The 17,551-nt window shown below is 57.3% G+C and carries 19 protein-coding genes; 10 read left to right on the top strand and 9 right to left on the bottom strand.

Annotation, left to right across the window (positions count from 1 at the left end; translation table 11 throughout):
• Nucleotides 1-21: 21 nt before the first annotated feature.
• From gor to ACR3EH_RS02610, 5 genes are all read left to right on the top strand, one after another.
• Nucleotides 22-1,380: a glutathione-disulfide reductase gene (gor, locus tag ACR3EH_RS02630; protein WP_171675486.1), complete on the top strand. Its 1,359-nt coding sequence runs from the start codon at nucleotides 22-24 to the stop codon at nucleotides 1,378-1,380.
• A 72-nt stretch (nucleotides 1,381-1,452) separates the two neighbouring features.
• A complete protein-coding gene (hflK, locus tag ACR3EH_RS02625) occupies nucleotides 1,453-2,598 on the top strand; it encodes an FtsH protease activity modulator HflK (RefSeq protein ID WP_171182671.1) in 1,146 nt (381 codons plus the stop codon).
• Nucleotides 2,598-3,476 (top strand): protease modulator HflC, encoded by an 879-nt coding sequence (hflC, locus tag ACR3EH_RS02620; protein ID WP_171105184.1) that lies wholly within the window; start codon nucleotides 2,598-2,600, stop codon nucleotides 3,474-3,476. Before hflK ends, hflC begins: the two co-directional genes overlap by 1 nt.
• Nucleotides 3,476-3,670 carry a DUF2065 domain-containing protein gene (locus tag ACR3EH_RS02615; RefSeq protein WP_171182673.1) on the top strand — a complete coding sequence of 65 codons (195 nt, stop codon included), beginning with the start codon at nucleotides 3,476-3,478 and terminating at the stop codon, nucleotides 3,668-3,670. Before hflC ends, ACR3EH_RS02615 begins: the two co-directional genes overlap by 1 nt.
• Before the next feature lie 131 nt (nucleotides 3,671-3,801).
• Entirely contained in the window at nucleotides 3,802-5,292 is a 1,491-nt protein-coding gene (locus ACR3EH_RS02610) for a Do family serine endopeptidase (protein ID WP_171089326.1), read from the top strand.
• 219 nt (nucleotides 5,293-5,511) lie between these two features.
• Here the strand turns inward: ACR3EH_RS02610 and ACR3EH_RS02605 are convergent, their stop codons facing one another.
• The 5 genes from ACR3EH_RS02605 to ACR3EH_RS02585 all read right to left on the bottom strand — a co-directional run bounded on the left by ACR3EH_RS02605 (nucleotide 5,512) and on the right by ACR3EH_RS02585 (nucleotide 9,747).
• Nucleotides 5,512-6,180, bottom strand: coding sequence for a Crp/Fnr family transcriptional regulator (locus ACR3EH_RS02605; protein ID WP_171089328.1), 669 nt, complete (start codon nucleotides 6,178-6,180; stop codon nucleotides 5,512-5,514).
• A 115-nt stretch (nucleotides 6,181-6,295) separates the two neighbouring features.
• Complete coding sequence (locus tag ACR3EH_RS02600; RefSeq protein WP_171089330.1) at nucleotides 6,296-6,901, bottom strand: inner membrane-spanning protein YciB; 606 nt, start codon at nucleotides 6,899-6,901, stop codon at nucleotides 6,296-6,298.
• A gap of 16 nt (nucleotides 6,902-6,917) precedes the next feature.
• Nucleotides 6,918-7,820, bottom strand: a complete 903-nt coding sequence (locus ACR3EH_RS02595) for an EamA family transporter (protein ID WP_171646774.1) — start codon at nucleotides 7,818-7,820, stop codon at nucleotides 6,918-6,920.
• A gap of 87 nt (nucleotides 7,821-7,907) precedes the next feature.
• Entirely contained in the window at nucleotides 7,908-9,050 is a 1,143-nt protein-coding gene (gene ftsY, locus ACR3EH_RS02590; protein ID WP_171182677.1) for a signal recognition particle-docking protein FtsY, read from the bottom strand.
• A gap of 58 nt (nucleotides 9,051-9,108) precedes the next feature.
• The gene (locus tag ACR3EH_RS02585; protein ID WP_171182679.1) at nucleotides 9,109-9,747 is read right to left on the bottom strand and encodes a lysoplasmalogenase; all 639 of its coding nucleotides are present in this window, start codon (nucleotides 9,745-9,747) and stop codon (nucleotides 9,109-9,111) included.
• A 140-nt stretch (nucleotides 9,748-9,887) separates the two neighbouring features.
• On the opposite strand from ACR3EH_RS02585, the gene ACR3EH_RS02580 reads away from it, so the two are divergent.
• Nucleotides 9,888-10,283 carry a hypothetical protein gene (locus tag ACR3EH_RS02580; RefSeq protein ID WP_171089338.1) on the top strand — a complete coding sequence of 132 codons (396 nt, stop codon included), beginning with the start codon at nucleotides 9,888-9,890 and terminating at the stop codon, nucleotides 10,281-10,283.
• Nucleotides 10,284-10,354: 71 nt separating this feature from the next.
• Here ACR3EH_RS02580 and xseA read toward each other — a convergent pair whose 3' ends face one another.
• On the bottom strand, nucleotides 10,355-11,839 hold the full coding sequence (gene xseA, locus ACR3EH_RS02575) for an exodeoxyribonuclease VII large subunit (protein WP_171089340.1): 1,485 nt from the start codon (nucleotides 11,837-11,839) through the stop codon (nucleotides 10,355-10,357).
• Between the two features lie 75 nt (nucleotides 11,840-11,914).
• Here xseA and purD point away from each other — a divergent pair, with 75 nt between their 5' ends.
• Nucleotides 11,915-13,183, top strand: a complete 1,269-nt coding sequence (purD, locus tag ACR3EH_RS02570) for a phosphoribosylamine--glycine ligase (protein WP_171182681.1) — start codon at nucleotides 11,915-11,917, stop codon at nucleotides 13,181-13,183.
• A gap of 73 nt (nucleotides 13,184-13,256) precedes the next feature.
• Here the strand turns inward: purD and ACR3EH_RS02565 are convergent, their stop codons facing one another.
• Together ACR3EH_RS02565 and ACR3EH_RS02560 are read right to left on the bottom strand one after the other, a co-directional pair.
• Nucleotides 13,257-14,018: an FG-GAP repeat domain-containing protein gene (locus ACR3EH_RS02565; RefSeq protein ID WP_171182683.1), complete on the bottom strand. Its 762-nt coding sequence runs from the start codon at nucleotides 14,016-14,018 to the stop codon at nucleotides 13,257-13,259.
• On the bottom strand, nucleotides 14,018-14,341 hold the full coding sequence (locus tag ACR3EH_RS02560; RefSeq protein WP_170715918.1) for a 2Fe-2S iron-sulfur cluster-binding protein: 324 nt from the start codon (nucleotides 14,339-14,341) through the stop codon (nucleotides 14,018-14,020). Before ACR3EH_RS02560 ends, ACR3EH_RS02565 begins: the two co-directional genes overlap by 1 nt.
• 126 nt (nucleotides 14,342-14,467) lie before the next feature.
• Here ACR3EH_RS02560 and ACR3EH_RS02555 point away from each other — a divergent pair, with 126 nt between their 5' ends.
• The 3 genes from ACR3EH_RS02555 (at nucleotide 14,468) to ACR3EH_RS02545 (ending at nucleotide 16,696) form a co-directional block, all read left to right on the top strand.
• Nucleotides 14,468-14,842 (top strand): OB-fold nucleic acid binding domain-containing protein, encoded by a 375-nt coding sequence (locus ACR3EH_RS02555; protein ID WP_171182684.1) that lies wholly within the window; start codon nucleotides 14,468-14,470, stop codon nucleotides 14,840-14,842.
• Between the two features lie 85 nt (nucleotides 14,843-14,927).
• Entirely contained in the window at nucleotides 14,928-15,956 is a 1,029-nt protein-coding gene (locus tag ACR3EH_RS02550; RefSeq protein WP_171182686.1) for a VOC family protein, read from the top strand.
• A gap of 113 nt (nucleotides 15,957-16,069) precedes the next feature.
• Nucleotides 16,070-16,696 carry a hypothetical protein gene (locus ACR3EH_RS02545; RefSeq protein WP_171675488.1) on the top strand — a complete coding sequence of 209 codons (627 nt, stop codon included), beginning with the start codon at nucleotides 16,070-16,072 and terminating at the stop codon, nucleotides 16,694-16,696.
• A gap of 77 nt (nucleotides 16,697-16,773) precedes the next feature.
• Here the strand turns inward: ACR3EH_RS02545 and ACR3EH_RS02540 are convergent, their stop codons facing one another.
• On the bottom strand, nucleotides 16,774-17,463 hold the full coding sequence (locus tag ACR3EH_RS02540; RefSeq protein WP_171089352.1) for a glutathione S-transferase N-terminal domain-containing protein: 690 nt from the start codon (nucleotides 17,461-17,463) through the stop codon (nucleotides 16,774-16,776).
• Nucleotides 17,464-17,551: the final 88 nt, after the last annotated feature.

Genomic DNA, 17,551 nt, shown 5'->3' with positions numbered 1-17,551 from the left:
AGTTGAACGAAGGAAACCGGCATGAGCTTTGACTATGATCTTTTTGTCATCGGCGGAGGCTCGGGCGGGGTCCGCGCAGCGCGCGTGGCAGCGGGTGAAACTGGTGCCAAGGTCGCTCTGGCGGAAGAAGACCGCTATGGCGGGACCTGTGTGATCCGCGGCTGTGTCCCCAAGAAACTGATGGTCTTTGCCAGTGAATACTCTGGCATGGTTGGCGATGCGCAGGCTTATGGTTGGGACATTCAACCCGGTGCATTCAACTGGAACACCTTTCACGACAAGCTGGTGACGGAACTGGATAGGCTGGAAGGGATCTATCGCAACATCCTGAAAAACAACGGTGTTGAAAGCTTTGATCAGCGCGCGCGTTTGGTGGATGCGCATACGGTCGAGTTGACCGACGGTACCCGTAAAACCGCCAAGCACATCCTGATCGCCACGGGTGGCCGTCCGGTCGTGCCTGATTTCCCGGGATCAGAGCTGGCGATCACTTCGAACGAGATTTTCCATCTGGATAAGCTGCCCCAGAGTATTCTGATCGTCGGTGGTGGCTATATCGCCAGCGAATTCGCCGGGATCATGAACGGGCTGGGTGTCAAGACCACGCAATTCTATCGCGGCGCGCAAATCCTGCGCGGTTTTGATGAAGAGGCGCGGGGGCTGATCTGTGAAGAGATGCGCCAAAACGGCATCGACGTCCGTCTGGGCACAAATGTGCTGGAAATGACCCAAGACAGCGGCCAGATCCGTGTCAAGGCAACCGATGGTACCGAAGATCGTTTTGACGTGGTGATGTACGCAACGGGCCGTGTGCCAAATGCGGATAATCTGGGGCTGGAAGACTTGGGCGTCGAACGCGGGCGCAAGGGTGAAATCATTGTAAATGAATTCAGCCAGACCGCCGTGCCTTCGATCTATGCCATTGGCGACGTCACGGACCGGGTGAATCTGACGCCCGTTGCGATCCGCGAAGGCATGGCATTTGTCGAAACAGTGTTCAAAGGTAATCCGACGCCTGTGGATCATGAATTGATCCCAACCGCGATCTTTACGCAGCCGGAATTTGGCACTGTTGGCCTCAGCGAAGAAGAAGCGGCAGCGCAAGAACCGATCGAAGTCTACGCCACGTCGTTCAAGCCGATGCAAAAGTCATTCGCTGGCGGAACGCAGCGGGTTTTGATGAAGCTGTTGGTCAGCCAGGCCACGCGAAAGGTACTGGGGTGCCACATTGTTGCCCCCGGTGCGGGTGAGATGATCCAGCTTGCAGGTATTGCCGTAAAGATGGGCGCGACCAAAGAAGATTTTGACCGTACTGTCGCCGTGCATCCGGTGATGGCCGAAGAACTGGTGACAATGCGGCAACCTGTGCGCACGGCTTGATTTGCAACCGCGCGCACACAAGTTACAAAGGACGCCGTGATCACACGGTCAAACACAAGGGAACATATACATATGGCGGGCAACAGCGGTGGCCCCTGGGGGGGCGGAGGCTCTTCCGGTGGTGGAGGAAATCGGGGAAATAACGGGGACGGGCGCAAGCCACCCGAAGGCGACGGCCCGCAGATCCCCGAGATCGACGAGCTGATGAAAAAAGGCCAAGAGCAGCTGCGCGTCCTGATGGGCGGTCGCGGCGGGGGTGGCCGTGGCAGTAATGGTCAGGGGTCAGGCGGTGGCGGCCCGATCTTTACCAAGGGCACCGTTATTATTGGTGGCTTAGTGGCTGTTGGTCTTTGGGCTGCGGCAAGTTTCTACACGGTTAAGCCGGAAGAACAGTCTGTTGAGCTGTTTCTGGGCGAATTTTCCGCTGTTGGAAATCCTGGTCTGAACTTCGCGCCGTGGCCTTTTGTTACAGCCGAGGTAATTCCGGTTACGCGTGAACAGAACGAGGATATGGGCGGTGCCCGTGGCAGCGACGATGGTCTGATGCTGACCGGCGACGAAAACGTGGTCGACATCGACTATCAGGTCGTTTGGAACATCAACGACCCGGCCAAGTTCCTGTTCAATCTGCGCGACCCGCGTCAGACGATCCGCGCGGTTTCGGAATCGGCGATGCGCGAGATCATCGCGCAAAGCGAATTGGCTCCAATCCTGAACCGGGATCGTGGTGTTATCGCCGACCGGTTACAGGAACTTATTCAGGCAACAATGGACAGCTATGATTCCGGCGTGAACATCGTCCGTGTGAACTTTGACAAGGCCGACCCGCCGCAGGATGTGATTGCCGCATTCCGTGACGTTCAGGCCGCTGCGCAGGAACGTGACCGTCTGCAAAATGTGGCCGACGCCTATGCAAACCGCGTGTTGGCGGAAGCCCGTGGTGAAGCCGCGCAGGTACTGGAAGAGGCCGAAGCGTATCGCGCCCAGCAGATCAACAGTGCACAGGGTGAGGCGAGCCGTTTCAGCGCGGTTCTGGAAGAATACTCTAAAGCGCCGGATGTGACCCGCAAGCGTCTGTACCTGGAGCGGATGGAGCAGGTTCTGGGTGATGTCGACAAGATCATCCTGGACGAGAACTCGACCGGTCAGGGGCAGGGCGTCGTACCCTATCTGCCGCTGAACGAACTGCGTCGCAACCAACCTGCGGAGAGCAACTGATGCGTAAGTCGCCTATTATCCTTATCGTCATTGCCATTCTGGGCGTAGTTGGTCTGTCCTCGATCTTTATCGTGGACGAGCGCGAACGCGCGTTGGTGCTGCAATTCGGCCGCGTTGTGGCTGTGAAGGAAGAGCCCGGTCTGGCTTTCAAGATTCCTCTGATCCAGGAAGTGGTTCGCTACGACGACCGTATCCTTTCCATCGACGTTCAACCACTTGAGGTAACACCTCTGGATGACCGTCGTCTGGTGGTCGATGCGTTCGCACGTTACCGGATTTCTGATCTGGAGCAGTTCCGTCAGGCTGTTGGTGTTGGTGGCGTTCCTGTCGCCGAAGACCGTCTGGACCGTATCCTGCGCGCGGAAACGCGGGAAGTTCTGGGTTCGGTGTCCTCGCGTGACATCCTCAGTTCAGACCGTGCGGCTTTGATGCTGCGCATCCGTAACAGCGCGATAGCCGAAGCGCGCGCGCTGGGTGTCAACGTGATCGACGTGCGTCTCAAGGCAACCGACCTGCCACAGGCGAACCTTGAGGCCACTTTCGACCGGATGAAGGCTGAACGGGAACGTGAGGCGACCGACGAACGCGCCCGAGGTAACGAGGCCGCGCAGCGTGTGCGCGCGCAAGCCGACCGGACCGTGGTCGAATTGGTGTCGGACGCCAACCGCGAAGCCGAGATCATTCGCGGTGAGGCTGACGCCGAGCGCAACGCAATCTTCGCCGAAGCCTTTGGCAAGGACCCGGAGTTCTTCGAGTTCTATCGCTCGCTGTCAGCCTATGAACGCGCGCTGGGCGGCAGCAACAGCTCAATGGTGCTGAGCCCGGATTCCGAGTTCTTCAACTACCTGAAATCGCCCACAGGGCAGGCGACCCAGTAATGGGCATGATCCTTCTGGCCTTTGGGCTGGTGCTAATTGTCGAGGGGCTGGCCTATGCGCTGGCCCCTTCGCTTATTGAACGTATGCTCGAAGCGCTTCGTTCAGTTCCAGAACAGGCGCGCCGGTTGATGGGGCTGCTTTGCGTCATAAGTGGGTTGATCCTGCTTTGGGGGGCGTATCAGCTGGGTTTTTGAGGGTATGCCTTCACTTGGCAGTGAATTCCCCGCGATCCTGAGTTGCTCGTCCGATCAAACTGACTACATTGGTCGATAAGCAAGACTGTTTCTTAGCGGTCTGGGGAAGACTGTCGACAAGGAGAGCTCAAGTGCAGGCGAAAGCGCGCAGTGTGTCCGTCCGGTGGGACGAAAGGGGTGAGTGGATGCGGGTGATGTGGCTGGCTTTTGCCGGAATGCTGCTTTTGCTGGCGCAAACAGTTGCCGTACAGGCCCGGGGTGAAAGTCTTGCGCCGCTGGCGGAAAAGATCAGCCCGGCCGTGGTAAACATCACAACAAGTACCCTGATCGAAAGTCAGGCTGGTCCACAGGGGATTGTTCCCGAAGGGTCCCCGTTCGAGGATTTCTTTCGTGAATTTCAGGACCGAAACGGAGATGACGACGACGCGCCAAGGCGCAGCAACGCTTTGGGTTCGGGCTTTGTGATTTCGGAAGACGGATTTATCGTCACCAACAATCACGTTATTGCCGAAGCCGATGAAATCCTTGTGGAATTCTTCCCGGGCGACGGTCAGCCCAAACAAGAACTGGTCGCCAAAGTCATCGGTACGGATGAGAAGACCGATATCGCATTGCTCAAGGTCGAAGCGTCGGGCCCGCTGAAATACGTGACCTTCGGCGATAGTGACGTCGCGCGTGTGGGCGATTGGGTGATTGCCATGGGCAACCCGCTGGGGCAGGGCTTTTCGGTTTCAGCCGGGATCGTGTCGGCCCGTAATCGAGAGCTGAGTGGCTCTTACGACGATTACATTCAGACCGATGCGGCGATCAACCGAGGCAACTCAGGTGGTCCGTTGTTCAACATGGATGGCGAAGTGATCGGCGTGAACACGGCTATCCTGTCTCCCAACGGGGGGTCAATCGGGATTGGATTTTCGATGGCGTCCAACGTTGTGGTCAAAGTTGTCGACCAATTGCGTGAGTTTGGGGAAACGCGCCGCGGGTGGCTTGGCGTGCGTATTCAGGACGTGACGCCGGACATGGCAGAAGCAATGGGGCTTGAAAAGCCTGGCGGTGCTCTGATCAGTGATGTCCCGGAAGGTCCGGCAAAAGAAGCAGGTTTGAAGGCGGGTGATGTGATCACCAGTTTTGACGGCGTCGAGGTTGAAGACACACGCGGTCTGGTGCGTCAGGTCGGTGAAACAGAAGTTGGAAAATCTGTGCGTGTCATCGTGCATCGGGACGGCGGAACCCAGACCGTGTTGGTCACACTGGGGCGTCGCGAAGATGCTGAGCGTGCCGATAGTGGCGAACAGGAACCTGAAGAGGCGCCGGTCGACGAGGACGCGGATATTCTTGGCCTGACGATATCTCCCCTGACCGACACGCTGCGCGAGGATCTGGGTCTGGACGCAGATGCCGAAGGTCTGGTGATTTCCGACGTGGATCAGGCGTCTGAAGCTTATGCCAAAGGATTGCGGGCCGGTGATCTGATCACCGAAGCAGGACAGCAAAAAGTTGAGACCATCGGTGATCTGGAAGAGAGAATGGAAGAATCGCGCGAAGCCGGCAGGAAATCCTTGCTGCTCTTGGTACGCAGGGGCGGAGATCCGCGGTTTGTGGCGCTGAGCCTCGAAGAGTAAACGAAAAAGGCCGGGATAAAATCCCGGCCTTTTTCTTTGCCTACCGATTAAGGGGCAGAGTATTTGAAAAAAAATGAGCCATACGCAGAAATTGCGTATGGCTCAGATACAGGGAGAGGTCAGTGGACAGATATCGGGGATGATTCTCTGACCTCCTACGGTAACAACTTCACCGTAGGTTATGTTTGGAAACAGGTCTGTGAACCAGATCACATCCGCTCAGATCAGGTCAGATTCGGCCAACTCACGTAGTGCCACAAAGTCCTGAATCAGCAGTCCGCCGCGGGATGCTTCCACAACATTGTCGCGTTTCCAGCCTGAGATTGTCTTGGACACAGCTTCGCGCGTCGCCCCGACAAACTCGGCCAGTTCACTTTGCGACAGTGTAATGCGTTCGGACGGGTTGTCCTGCAAACCTGACAGGTGTAGCAGCCTTCGCGCAAGACGAATGGGCATGGGCAAAAAGACTTGCTCGTTCAACTGAGACCCCATGTACCGCATCCGCAATCCGGCCAGCCGGATTAAATCCTCTGCAAGATCAGGATAGTGCCGGATCTGTTTCAGGACGTCATTGCGGCGCACTCGCAAAACGCGCGAGGCTTCGGCCGCCGCAATGGTCGCTGTGCGGGGACCGTTGTCGAACAGGGCGATTTCGCCAAAGACTTCGCCTGGGCGCATCAGGGTCAGGGTCAGCTTGCGCCCGCTCATGGCGAGAAAAGACACTTCGAGGGTGCCTTCCAAAATGGCGTACAGCGCGTCGCCCTCGTCGCCTTGTTCAAAAAGTGTTTCGCCTTGGGTCAGGGAAATTTCGGTCGCTTGAGCCGAAAGCATTTCTCTGAGTCCGTCGGAGGCTTCGGACAAGAAGCCGCTGTTGGGAAAGGCCGTCATGTATGCACCGATCTTGGGCAAGGTGAGTGTGCGGGTGGTGATACAACTTCACATAGCTCGGCGCATTATCCAAGAATTTTGTTTGTTTTGGCAGACCTGGCTGACGCAACGGGACTTATTTCTGTTCCGGATCCTCCATGTAGCGCTGCAACATGCTGAATTGCAGCATCAAAAAGGCCATCAGCGCTATGGGAAAGCCAAAGGTCTCAATCTTGACCCACATGTCCGTCGACATTGTGCGCCAGACAAATTCGTTGGCGGCGGCCAAAATGGCAAAACAGGCGCACAAGCGGCGGGTCAGGATCATCCAGCCTTCCTGTTTCATCGGAAGCAACTCTTCCAGAACATAGGCCAGGTAAGATTTCTTTTGCATCAGGCCAATGCCCAGGATCAAAGCAAACAGACCATAGACCAGCGTGGTTTTCATCTTGAAGAACCGCTCGTCATTGAACCAGGCGGTGAGGCCACCGAAGAAAAGGACCATGAAGGCGGTGAATATCTGCATTCGGCTGAGTTTGCCGGTCAGGTACCACAGGATACCCATCGCGCCGAGCATCAGGGGCACAAAGATGATCGTTGCAACGATAAAGCCGGAATACTCGATACCACCGATCAGAAAACTGTCGTCACGCAAACGCAGGTAGATGAAGAAGAAGGCCAAGGGGGGGCCAAGTTCCAGCACCTGTTTCAAAAACGGGTTGATGTCTTTTTTGGCTGTCATCTGTACGTCCTGCTGTTTACCCGCCCATTTCAACTATTACGGCGCCGAGTGCAATCAATGCCATAAGGGCAATGCGTCGGGGCCCTACAGTTTCCTTTAGCACAAGCCAACCGATCAGGGCCGCAAAGACCGTTGAGGTTTCGCGAAGAACGGCGGCCTCACCCACTTTGTCCAGCCGGGTGGCGAGCATGATCGCACCAAATGACAGAGGGGCAATAATTCCACCCGCCAGACCGCGCAGCATGAGAGGGCCAATAGCAGGGCGGTCGATCATGGCACGCCACCTGAGGAAAGCGTAGATCGGCATGGCCGCGCCATCGATCATGAAGAACCAAGCCAGAAAGGTGAAAGGGTCGGCAGTGGCGCGGATACCGTAGGCGTCATAGGTGGTGTACAGGGCCACAAAAAGGCCCGTGATGATCGCCAGAGTGAGCGCGATGCCAAGTGTGTCGCGATTGGTTTCCAGAAACCGGAAATTATACGCGGCCAACCCGAAGATTCCGGCTAGCAAGGTCGCAACGCCCAGCCATTGAACGGCAGAAAAGGTCTCTCCGAATAGAAGATAAGCTCCGATGACTGTAAAAAGCGGACCGGTTCCGCGCACGACCGGATAGACCACTGTGTAGGAACCTTTGGTATAGGCCATGGCCTGAAGCGTCTTGTACGCGATGTGAATCAGCCAGACGAGCGCGAAGATCGGCCACATATGCGGTTCGGGCCAGGGCACAACAAAAAGGGCGAAAGGTGCGGCCATGAGGCAGTAACTGGCATCAATGGCGCCACGAGACAGCCACGGGTCATGACGCCCCTTTTGCAGAGCCCCAAACACGGCATGAAGAAAGGCCGCCATCAGGGCCAACCCTAGTGCAAGTTGGTGGCCCGCTTCCGTCCCTTCCAATGAGATCAGCCAGTTGCTCAAAGATGCCAACCTTTTGCTGGGCGGTGAGGCTGGGGGTTTTCCACCCCCAGACCCCCGAAGGTATTTTTAGCCAGATGAAGGGGCGGATCAGCCTTTGTCGAGACCGGTCAGGGCGGCGGCAAATTCTTCGGGATCGAAGGGGGCGAGGTCGTCGATCTGTTCGCCCACACCAATGGCGTGGATGGGCAGGCCGAATTTGTCTGCCAAAGCGACCAGAACGCCGCCTTTGGCGGTGCCGTCCAGTTTGGTCATGACAAGGCCCGAGACGTCAGCCAGCTTGCGGAAGGTTTCCACCTGGCTCAGCGCGTTCTGGCCTGTTGTTGCGTCGAGGACCAACAGGGTGTTGTGCGGGGCGGTATCGTCGACTTTGCGGATGACGCGGACAATCTTGGCTAGCTCTTCCATCAGGTCAGCACGGTTTTGCAAACGGCCTGCGGTGTCGATCATCAGCAGATCTGCACCTTCGGCCTGTGCGCGATTCAGAGCATCGAACGCCAGGCTGGCAGGGTCCGAGCCTTCTGGCGCGGTCAGCACCGGAACCCCGGCCCGATCGCCCCAGACTTGCAATTGTTCAACTGCAGCGGCGCGGAACGTGTCACCGGCGGCGATTACAACTTTTTTGCCCGCTTCCTTGAACTGGCTGGCTAACTTGCCGATTGTGGTGGTCTTGCCCGAGCCGTTGACCCCGACGACCAGCACCACTTGCGGGCGTTTGGGATAGATCGGCAGGGGCTTGGCCACGGGTTCCATCACGCGGGCGACTTCTTGTGCAAGCAATTGCTTGATTTCCCGAGTTGAGAGTTTGCGGCCAAAGCGCCCCTCGGCCATGTTCGAGGTGACGCGCAAGGCCGTGTCGACACCCATGTCAGAGGCGATCAGCAGCTCTTCGAGTTGCTCCAGCATGTCATCGTCCAAGGTGCGGCGCATTTCCGTCGTGCCGCCGCCGCGATTGAACAGGCGGTTCAGAATGCCCTTCGATTCAGGGATTTCGGGTGGAGGAGCGACCGGAGTTGGATCAGCGGGGACAGGGGCGGGCGGTTCAGTAGGTAGTGGTGCCGGGGCTGGATCCGGGATTTCCGGGACCGGTTCCGGTTCGGGCTGTGGTTCTGGGATCACCGGGTCAGGCGCGGCCGTTTCCTCGCCGCCATCTTCGACGATTGCTTCCAGCCCCTCTTCCAGACGAGAGGAGGATTTGAACAGCTTATCCTTTAGCTTTGAGAAAAACGCCATGTAGTGTCTCCGCAGGTGTTCCCTTCACCTAATGCGGATTTGCGGCAGTTGCAAAGGGTCACGCGAATGCAAGGACAAAGCCGAGCTGTGCGCCCCAGTATAGGGGCCAGATGAGATAGGGCGTTGCCTTGAGGGCCGGATGGTTTGGAGGCAGTAGAAACTTCTCGGTCGCAAGGATCAGATCGGACGCGATAAAGGCGATGGCGGCAGGAAAGGCCCTGCGCAATACACCTGTTTCCGGCAGTGCCATAACAGCTATACCCATTCCCAGGATGATGGGTATGTAGGCCAGAACAGGGCCTTTCAGATCAGCCGCGCGTGGCGCCAGCAAGGTGGCCATGACGATGCCCAGAATAATCAGAGACCACACCGTCGCGGGCGCGTTCCAAATCAGATCAGCGTTACTGGTCGGATAGGTCAGGAATAGCGCGATATAGGCCAGATGTCCGCCAGCGAAGGAAGCAATCCCCACCATAAACGTGGCATCCGTTTCGCGAGACAACAATGCATCGCCTGTCGCACAAAGAATGAGCGCAACAACAAGTAACCATGGCCCGCCTTGTACAAGGGCTGCAACGGCCAAAGCGGCAACCGAGGTGGTCTTAAATACCGTTCGCAAGGCCGAGGCCGGGCGCGCTGTCAGCGGCAGATAGACAAGGGCGCAGCCAAGTGCGATCAAGAAAACTATGTTGGTCATGAGTGCCTCCGACTGCTCACGACCGATCTCAGCCGGTGCGGGTTTTGAAATCAATTGCTTACGTTAAGTTAATTTTCTTATGAGGTCCCAGCATCAAACGGTAAATGGAATCGAAGTGAAGCTTCTGGCAGGGTGCGTATATGCTCAGGTATTGGATGATTCTCGCAAGTTTTGCCGCGCAGGCCGTTGCGGCCCAGACGCCTTTATCTGGCACGGAGTTCGACAGATACACGCAAGGTAAAACCTTGTTCTACGGGTTCGACGGGCAGGTTTACGGGGTCGAGCGGTATCTGCCGAACCGGCGTGTGATCTGGTCTTTTCTGGATGGCAATTGCAAGGAAGGTGTCTGGTATCAGCGGGACGAGCAGATCTGCTTTGTCTACGAAGACAGGCTCGACCCTCAATGCTGGGTTTTTACGCAATCTGGCGGCGGGCTGGTTGCGCAGTTTGAAGGCAACCCAGAGGCGACTGAGCTGTATGAGGCTGAGGAACTTGGCGAGGAAATGGTGTGCTATGGGCCTGAGGTTGGTGTGTGATCAAAGCAAGCACAAGACCTCAGAGCCCTTTAATTTCACGACGTTTTGCGGCCCCAGATGGTCAGCATGGCTTAAAACAGTGATCCCTGATCCGGGGCGTCCGGTTTGGGTTTCTTGGGCGTCGGTTTTGCGGCTGTGCCAGTGCTCAGAACACCATCTGCGAACTCGATCTCAAGCGCCGCATGTGTGGCCGCCTGGGCTTTGGTGGTGATCACGTCACCTTCCGCACGGACGACCGCATATCCCCGCTCCAAAGTGGCTTTGTAACTGAGCGTTTCGCGCAGGCGGTCGGTGGCCTCAAGTTGTTGCTGAAGGCGTTCCAGACGCGTGGTCTGAGCGGTGTTCATTCGATCATTAAGCCGGGCAAGGCTCTGCCGCTGCTGCTCGATCTCGCGCTGAATCGGGCGCAGAGACAGGCGCGACGACAGGTTGCGCAGCGATTCCTGACGTGTTGTTACCAAACCACGTAGGGTCGAAGGGCGTAGATGGGCGGACAGTTCGACGACTTGCAGACGGCGGTTTTGCACGCCGCGGGTCAAGGCGGGTGTCAGGCGATCTGCAATCAAATCAAGACGTTGGCGTGGGGAGTTCAACAAGCTGTCTGGGCGCGGCAAGGCGCGGGACAGATCGCGCAGCCTTTGCGTTCGGCGTTGAACTGCATCCGTTGCCGCACGGGACAACCGCGCCCCTTGCTCTCCGGTCCATGCAAGCAGCTCCATGCGGACGGGCACGGCAAGCTCTGCTGCGGCAGTGGGCGTGGGCGCGCGGCGGTCCGAGACAAAGTCGATCAGCGTTGTATCGGTTTCGTGCCCGACGGCTGAAATCAGCGGAATTTCTGATGCAGCTGCGGCGCGGGCGACGACCTCTTCGTTAAAGCCCCAGAGGTCTTCGATAGACCCGCCACCGCGGGCTACGATGATCAAGTCGGGCCGGGGCAGGGCTCCGCCAGGCGTCAATTGGTTGAAGCCTTCGATGGCGCGAGCGACTTCTGGTGCGCAATTCGCCCCTTGGACGGCCACGGGCCAGATTAGCACCTTACGTGGGAACCGGTCCCTGAGGCGATGAAGAATGTCACGGATCACAGCACCCGAAGGCGATGTCACCACACCGATGATATTCGGCAGATAGGGCAACGGCTTCTTTCGCTCGGGCGCAAACAAACCCTCGGCTTCAAGCTGCTTCTTGCGTTTCTCCAGCAAGGCCATCAATGCGCCTTGTCCGGCGACGGATACCTCATCGACATTCAGATTGTATTTCGATTGCGCACCAAATGCGGTCAGGCGGCCCGTGACGACAACCTCCAACCCTTCTTCTGGCACAACGGAAAGGCCGGAAATCTGTCCTTTCCATGTGGTGCAGGCCAGAACGTTCCGGTCATCTTTGATGTCATAGTACAAATGCCCCGAACGCGCTTTGAACACGCGCCCGACCTCACCCCGCACTCGGATTCGCCCGAAAGAGCCTTCGAGCGTCCGTTTCACCTCTCCTGAGATCTCGGAAACGGTGTATTCGGGGGTATTTTGGCCCGGAATCGGGTCATCGAGCAGATCGGACATTTCAGCGCCTTGTTTCAAATGCCGGGCCAGCTTAGAACGCCGCGCAGGCAAGGCCAAGCAGATCGGAGAGCATTCATGAACATCCTCATTCTCGGCAGCGGCGGACGCGAACACAGTCTCGCCTGGGCGGTGTTGCAAAACCCAAAATGCGACCGTCTGATCGTGGCTCCGGGCAATGCCGGGATCGCTCAAATCGCGGATTGTGCGGCGCTGGATATTGAAAATGGCGGGGCTGTAGTCAGCTTTGCCGAAGAAAACGCGATTGATTTTGTGATTGTCGGGCCCGAGGCACCTTTGGCGGCTGGCGTGGCTGATCGCTTGCGCGAGGCCGGAGTTCTGGTTTTTGGTCCCTCCGCCGAGGCGGCGAAGCTCGAAGCGTCGAAAAGCTTCACCAAGGAAATCTGCGACGCGGCCAATGCGCCCACCGCAGCTTATGCCCGGTTCACCGAGGCCGAGCCTGCCAAGGCCTATATCCGCAAACAAGGCGCGCCGATTGTGGTGAAGGCTGACGGTCTGGCTGCAGGCAAAGGCGTGATCGTCGCGATGGACGAACAGACCGCACTGGACGCAATTGACGACATGTTCGGCGGCGCTTTTGGCGGTGCTGGTGCGGAAGTTGTCATCGAAGAGTTCATGGAAGGCGAAGAAGCCTCGCTTTTTGTTCTGTGTGATGGTGAGGACATCCTCTCAGTCGGGACGGCTCAGGACCACAAACGGGTTGGTGAGGGCGATACCGGGCTGAACACGGGCGGTATGGGTGCGTATTCTCCCGCACCGGTGTTGAGTGCAGAGGTTGAAGCACGTGCGATGGAAGAGATTGTGCGGCCAACCATTGCCGAGATGAAGCGCCGGGGTACGCCGTTTCAGGGGGTCCTTTACGCTGGGTTGATGATCAAGGGCGGTCAGCCACGTCTGGTGGAATACAATGTGCGTTTTGGCGATCCAGAATGTCAGGTGCTGATGATGCGCCTTGGTGCGCAGGCGATGGATTTGATGCATGCCGCAGCCGAAGGGCGGCTGGGCGAGATGCGGGTGAACTGGGCCGATGATCACGCGATGACGGTTGTGATGGCGGCCAAAGGCTATCCGGGTTCCTATGAAAAGGGTTCAGTCATCAAAGGGTTGAACGCATTGCCCGAGGACAGCAGCAACATGGTATTCCATGCGGGGACCAAGGCTGTTGAGGGTCAGGTGCAGGCCGCAGGTGGGCGTGTGTTGAACGTAACGGCGCGCGGAGACTCGTTGCAAGAGGCGCGGGACCGGGCGTACCAGATGGTTGCTGGGGTGGAATGGCCCGAAGGATTTTACCGGCGCGATATCGGGTGGCGTGCTTTGGATGGTTGATCGGGCAGGGGGCTTTGCCCCCTCGGCCTGCGGCCTCACCCCCAAGGTATTTTTAGCCAGATGAAGAGACGGATCAGCAGTTCAACGCTTGGGCGAGGCTGTTTGGGCCTTTGAATGGGCCGAGATCGGTTTTGGTCCAGCCATTGTCGTAAGAAACGCTGATGATCCGTGACCAGTCGGCGCTGGCCACGATCAACTCCGGGCGGTCGCCACAGGCGCGCAGACCGCCTGAGATAAAATCCTCACCGATCTTGTGGTTGGTCAGACCGGGTATCGAAGCGATCTCGGTCAGGGCGTTGTCTTTATAGCGCCAGACGCGCAGTGTTTTGGCAAGGTGCGGACGGTCGATATAGGCGATTTCGATATGGCCGTCACCGTCCAGATCGGCTGCGCCAATTGGGGCGAGCCAGCGGAAGTGGGTGCCGATGTGAGGTGTAGCGGCGATTTTAGTGCCGCTTGCGTTATAAATGGCGAGTTGCGCGCCTTGTTGATCCTGAGATTCGACAACAATCGCTTCGAGAGTTCCGTCAGCATCAATATCGATAAGCCGTGGTGCGAGATCTTCGAAGACGCGGTCTTGGGTCAGACGAACGGTCACGGTCTTTGGGTTTGAGCCGGTGATTTGAACGCGGAGTTCCAATGCACCGTATTCAACAGCGTCGCCCAAGACCCCATGCGCATAGCGTGTAGTGGGTTCTGTAAACTTGGCCGCTTTAATTTGCTCGGCACCAGTTGCTGTGCCTAAGGTCGATACCCAAAGGCACAGAGACGTAAGTGCGCCGCGCGCCCGGTCTTGCCAAATGCGAGCGGGCGTGCGCGGCGCTTTGGAATGCATCAGATCTGTTTTTCAGGCATCTGAACGACCAGACCGTCCAGCGCATCGGTGACCTTGATCTGGCAGGTCAGGCGCGAACGGGCCGGGTCGGGCTCATAGGCAAAGTCCAGCATGTCTTCTTCCATGTCATCCTTGCCCGGGATTTTCTCTACCCAGTCGGGGTGGACATAGACATGGCAGGTCGAGCAGGCGCATGCGCCGCCGCAGTCGGCTTCGATGCCGGGAATGTTGTTGTCACGGGCCCCTTCCATGACGGTCAGTCCGTTGGCGACCTCGACAGTGTGTTCGGTACCGCCGTGCTCGACATAGGTGATCTTTGCCATTGCGTGCGTCTTCCTTTTGCGATGTTCGAATCTTCCTTAGTCAAGGCATTTAGGTCTTTCCAGCCTCATTTGCGACTCATCGCGCCGTGTCTGGACTTTCCTTGCGTTTGTTCTATCTTTGTTCTCATGCTTGTTGCTCCTGTTCGCACTGTCGCGCCAAACCAGGGCTGGCCGCGCCCGCCATCCTGTTTGCCCTCAAACCAGTTAACTGCACCGCCCGAGGGCGCGCGGGTGGCCGTGGCCGGGCTGGTGATCCTGCGGCAAAGGCCGGGGACGGCCAAGGGGGTGATCTTTCTGACGCTTGAGGATGAGACCGGGATCGTGAATGTGGTGGTGTGGCGCAAAATCTACGAACAATTCCGTCGCGCGGTGATTTCAGGGCGTTTGCTGAAGGTGACAGGTCGGATGCAGCGGGCGCATTCGGTGACTCATGTGATCGCGGAAGAGATCGAAGATATCTCGGGCATGTTGGATGTGCTGGTGCGGGGGGAAGGGCATTAAAGCAATCTGCGTATAGTGCTGCCTCTGGACAGGGCGCTGCCCCGGTCATAGCTCGGATAGGTATTGAAACGGGTCAGAGGGCGCGATGGCAAACGGACATTTTCTGTGGACGGACCTGTCCACCTACGACATGCGCACTGCCAGAACGGACTATGCTGAATTTTTCAATTGGTCCTTTGGCAAAGAACAGGCGTATGAATTTGCCACCATCGGCGGTCAGGAGGTTGCAGCAATCTTCCCGATGCCGGATCGTTTGGCGAAAATGAACATGCCATCATTTTGGATGTCCTACATCCATGTTGATGATCTGGACGCAAAGGTCGAACAAGCTCGGACACACGAGGGGGTCATCATCGAAGTTGAGCCCCAACCCTTCAGTGAAGCGGCCCGTATCGCGTTGGTTCGGGACCCGTCCGGCGCGGGGTTTACGATGTACGAAGGACCTGACATCCAGACCGGTGCCCCAGGCGCTGGTAAGATCATAGGCCGCTTTCACCACGTTCCTGACATAGCGCTGATCGCGCCATTCTATGCGGACCTGTTCGGGTGGCGCTTTGAGAAAAGCTCAGCAAGCCCATGGCCGCGCTATGATATACGCCATCCCGACGGAACAGTTGTTGCCTGGGCCGAAGAGGTGCCCGAGGATATTCGTGGAAAGTTTCGCTATTGGATGCCGTGTTTTGGCGTCAAATCGGTCGGCGATACCCTACGGCAAATCGAGGCGCGGTCCGGGCAGCACCACAATGACCTGCCGGAGGGCCGCGTATTGGTATCAGACCGGCAAGGGGCTCATTTTATGATCCAGACTCTGGATCCAAACGGCGCTGCGGTCGGCGAAAGATCGGATTCAAGCGCCAACGGCACGCCTGTGGGAGTGGCCTGGAAGTCGCTGATCGCGTTGGTTTGCGTATGGCTTGCCGTGATCATGGATTTACAGGTGTTTTGGGGCGTGCTGTTCCTGATCTGGACATGGCTGGCACTAAGATCCGGGCGCGCCGATATTGTTGAGCCGATTGATCGGGCGACTCGACCTTGGATGTTCTGGCTTATCACCGGAACGTGGATCGTTCTGAGTTCCTGGGTGATAATTGCGTCGGTTTTCGGTGGCTGGTGACTATGTGCGAAGAAACTCAGCGCCGGGTGCAAGTCAGACGCTTTTTCAGCAGCTTGGTGTCCGATTCCGCTCTTTTGGGAATGGCCACATAGACGTGTTTGCATCCACCAAGAGTGAGCAAAAGGCGCTTTTCCGCCAATTTGGCGACAGTTGGTCGACTCTCCGACATCGGGTGGGTATTTGCTCATGTCTTTTTGCGTCAGCCGAGGCCCGGGGGTGGGCTTGGTCGCGCATCACTCAACGTCTTCTCAGAGTCAATCGGGATGCCAAACGTTACACAGCACGGATCGTTCAAAAAAACCGTCGGTCTGGATGAAGATCAAATATTAGACCGTCTTGCAGAGCTTTCAGTGCTCAGCCGGTCAAAAGGGTATGTGCATTCTGCAAGAATGATTGAAGAAGCTCAGAAAGCATACGCTTTCGAGAGCAAGCACCTTGCAGCCGCTGAAATGTACCGTTCCGAGTTATTGAACTTGACGGGTTTCGAGATTTCGCGGTCGTCGGAAACTTCGGAAATGAAGCAAAGTGGAGGTCCGAGTTTTCGGTCGAGGCGCTCTAGAAAACCGGAATACTTCCGTTCCGATGTTGCCCAGCGATCAGTTGAGTCGCAGGGGCAGAGAGCTTTTGTCCTGACAGCCGGAATGCGTATCGAAAGCAGGAAGGTTACAGCGCTGCGTGGTCAGCAATGGGCTGGCAAACCAATGCGCTTCCCAGCAGAGCCGGAATTCAAGTTTCGCTGACCCATTGTGCTGTGGCCAATGTTTTTTTGCCAAACAATGAACATCACCCAAAGATCATGTGCTCGCCGTGATTGGGGTTATCGTTTGAACAAAACCCCTTGCGACTGCTTGTCCCTGTGATCCCCACGCAATTCGGCGTGTAGTGCGCGACCAGCCTGAACGCCAGGACGGGCGCTTACGGTTTCAAGCCAGCGGGCGAAATGGGGTGTGTTGTCCAGTACATGCTGCTGACCTTCCCAAAGGCTGGCCCAACCCCAGATCGACATATCTGCGATGGAGTAGAAATCGCCCGCAACGTACTCATTATCCGCCAGTCGACGATCCAGCACGCCGTAAAGGCGGGCGACCTCGGTGCGATAGCGGTCCTTTGCATAGGGCAGGTCCTGTGGTGGGTCCAGTTGAGGGGCATATTTCAAAAAGTGATGCGCTTGACCGGCCATGGGTCCGACACCGCCCATCTGCCACATCAGCCATTCCTCAACAGCGATCCGGTCACGCTCGGTCTTGCCATAGAACCGCCCGGTCTTGCGGGCCAGATACATCAGGATCGCACCGCTCTCGAATACGGAAACGGGTTCACCATCAGGACCGTCGGGGTCAACAATGGCAGGCATCCGGTTGTTGGGGGCGATCTTCAGGAACTCCGGGTCGAACTGATCGCCTTTGCCGATATTGATCAGGTGAGTCTTGTAGGGCAGCTCCATCTCTTCCAGGGCGATGGACACTTTCCAGCCGTTTGGCGTGGGCCAGAAATACAGATCGATCATGGTCTCTCCTCAGGTTGATGAGATCATGAGGGTTTCTGAGCAATCGGCAAGAGGGCTTGCGGCAGGCGAAGCGCAAAAAGCTGTGACT

The sequence above is a fragment of the Ruegeria sp. BG7 genome (genome assembly GCF_056535685.1).
The sequence above is the reverse complement of the archived record's forward strand: the minus strand, read 5'-3'. Positions and strand labels throughout refer to the sequence as shown.

What these genes read in the sequence shown, in the direction of transcription:
- hflK (WP_171182671.1), top strand. Translation starts at nt 1,453, where the DNA reads ATGGCGGGCAACAGCGGTGGCCCCTGGGGGGGCGGAGGCTCTTCCGGT.
- xseA (WP_171089340.1), bottom strand. Translation starts at nt 11,839, where the DNA reads ATGTCCGATCTGCTCGATGACCCGATTCCGGGCCAAAATACCCCCGAA.
- ACR3EH_RS02560 (WP_170715918.1), bottom strand. Translation starts at nt 14,341, where the DNA reads ATGGCAAAGATCACCTATGTCGAGCACGGCGGTACCGAACACACTGTC.
- ACR3EH_RS02605 (WP_171089328.1), bottom strand. Translation starts at nt 6,180, where the DNA reads ATGACGGCCTTTCCCAACAGCGGCTTCTTGTCCGAAGCCTCCGACGGA.
- ACR3EH_RS02550 (WP_171182686.1), top strand. Translation starts at nt 14,928, where the DNA reads ATGGCAAACGGACATTTTCTGTGGACGGACCTGTCCACCTACGACATG.
- ACR3EH_RS02600 (WP_171089330.1), bottom strand. Translation starts at nt 6,901, where the DNA reads ATGACAGCCAAAAAAGACATCAACCCGTTTTTGAAACAGGTGCTGGAA.
- ACR3EH_RS02580 (WP_171089338.1), top strand. Translation starts at nt 9,888, where the DNA reads ATGCTCAGGTATTGGATGATTCTCGCAAGTTTTGCCGCGCAGGCCGTT.
- purD (WP_171182681.1), top strand. Translation starts at nt 11,915, where the DNA reads ATGAACATCCTCATTCTCGGCAGCGGCGGACGCGAACACAGTCTCGCC.
- ACR3EH_RS02555 (WP_171182684.1), top strand. Translation starts at nt 14,468, where the DNA reads ATGCTTGTTGCTCCTGTTCGCACTGTCGCGCCAAACCAGGGCTGGCCG.
- ftsY (WP_171182677.1), bottom strand. Translation starts at nt 9,050, where the DNA reads ATGGCGTTTTTCTCAAAGCTAAAGGATAAGCTGTTCAAATCCTCCTCT.
- ACR3EH_RS02540 (WP_171089352.1), bottom strand. Translation starts at nt 17,463, where the DNA reads ATGATCGATCTGTATTTCTGGCCCACGCCAAACGGCTGGAAAGTGTCC.
- ACR3EH_RS02615 (WP_171182673.1), top strand. Translation starts at nt 3,476, where the DNA reads ATGGGCATGATCCTTCTGGCCTTTGGGCTGGTGCTAATTGTCGAGGGG.
- ACR3EH_RS02565 (WP_171182683.1), bottom strand. Translation starts at nt 14,018, where the DNA reads ATGCATTCCAAAGCGCCGCGCACGCCCGCTCGCATTTGGCAAGACCGG.
- gor (WP_171675486.1), top strand. Translation starts at nt 22, where the DNA reads ATGAGCTTTGACTATGATCTTTTTGTCATCGGCGGAGGCTCGGGCGGG.
- ACR3EH_RS02585 (WP_171182679.1), bottom strand. Translation starts at nt 9,747, where the DNA reads ATGACCAACATAGTTTTCTTGATCGCACTTGGCTGCGCCCTTGTCTAT.
- hflC (WP_171105184.1), top strand. Translation starts at nt 2,598, where the DNA reads ATGCGTAAGTCGCCTATTATCCTTATCGTCATTGCCATTCTGGGCGTA.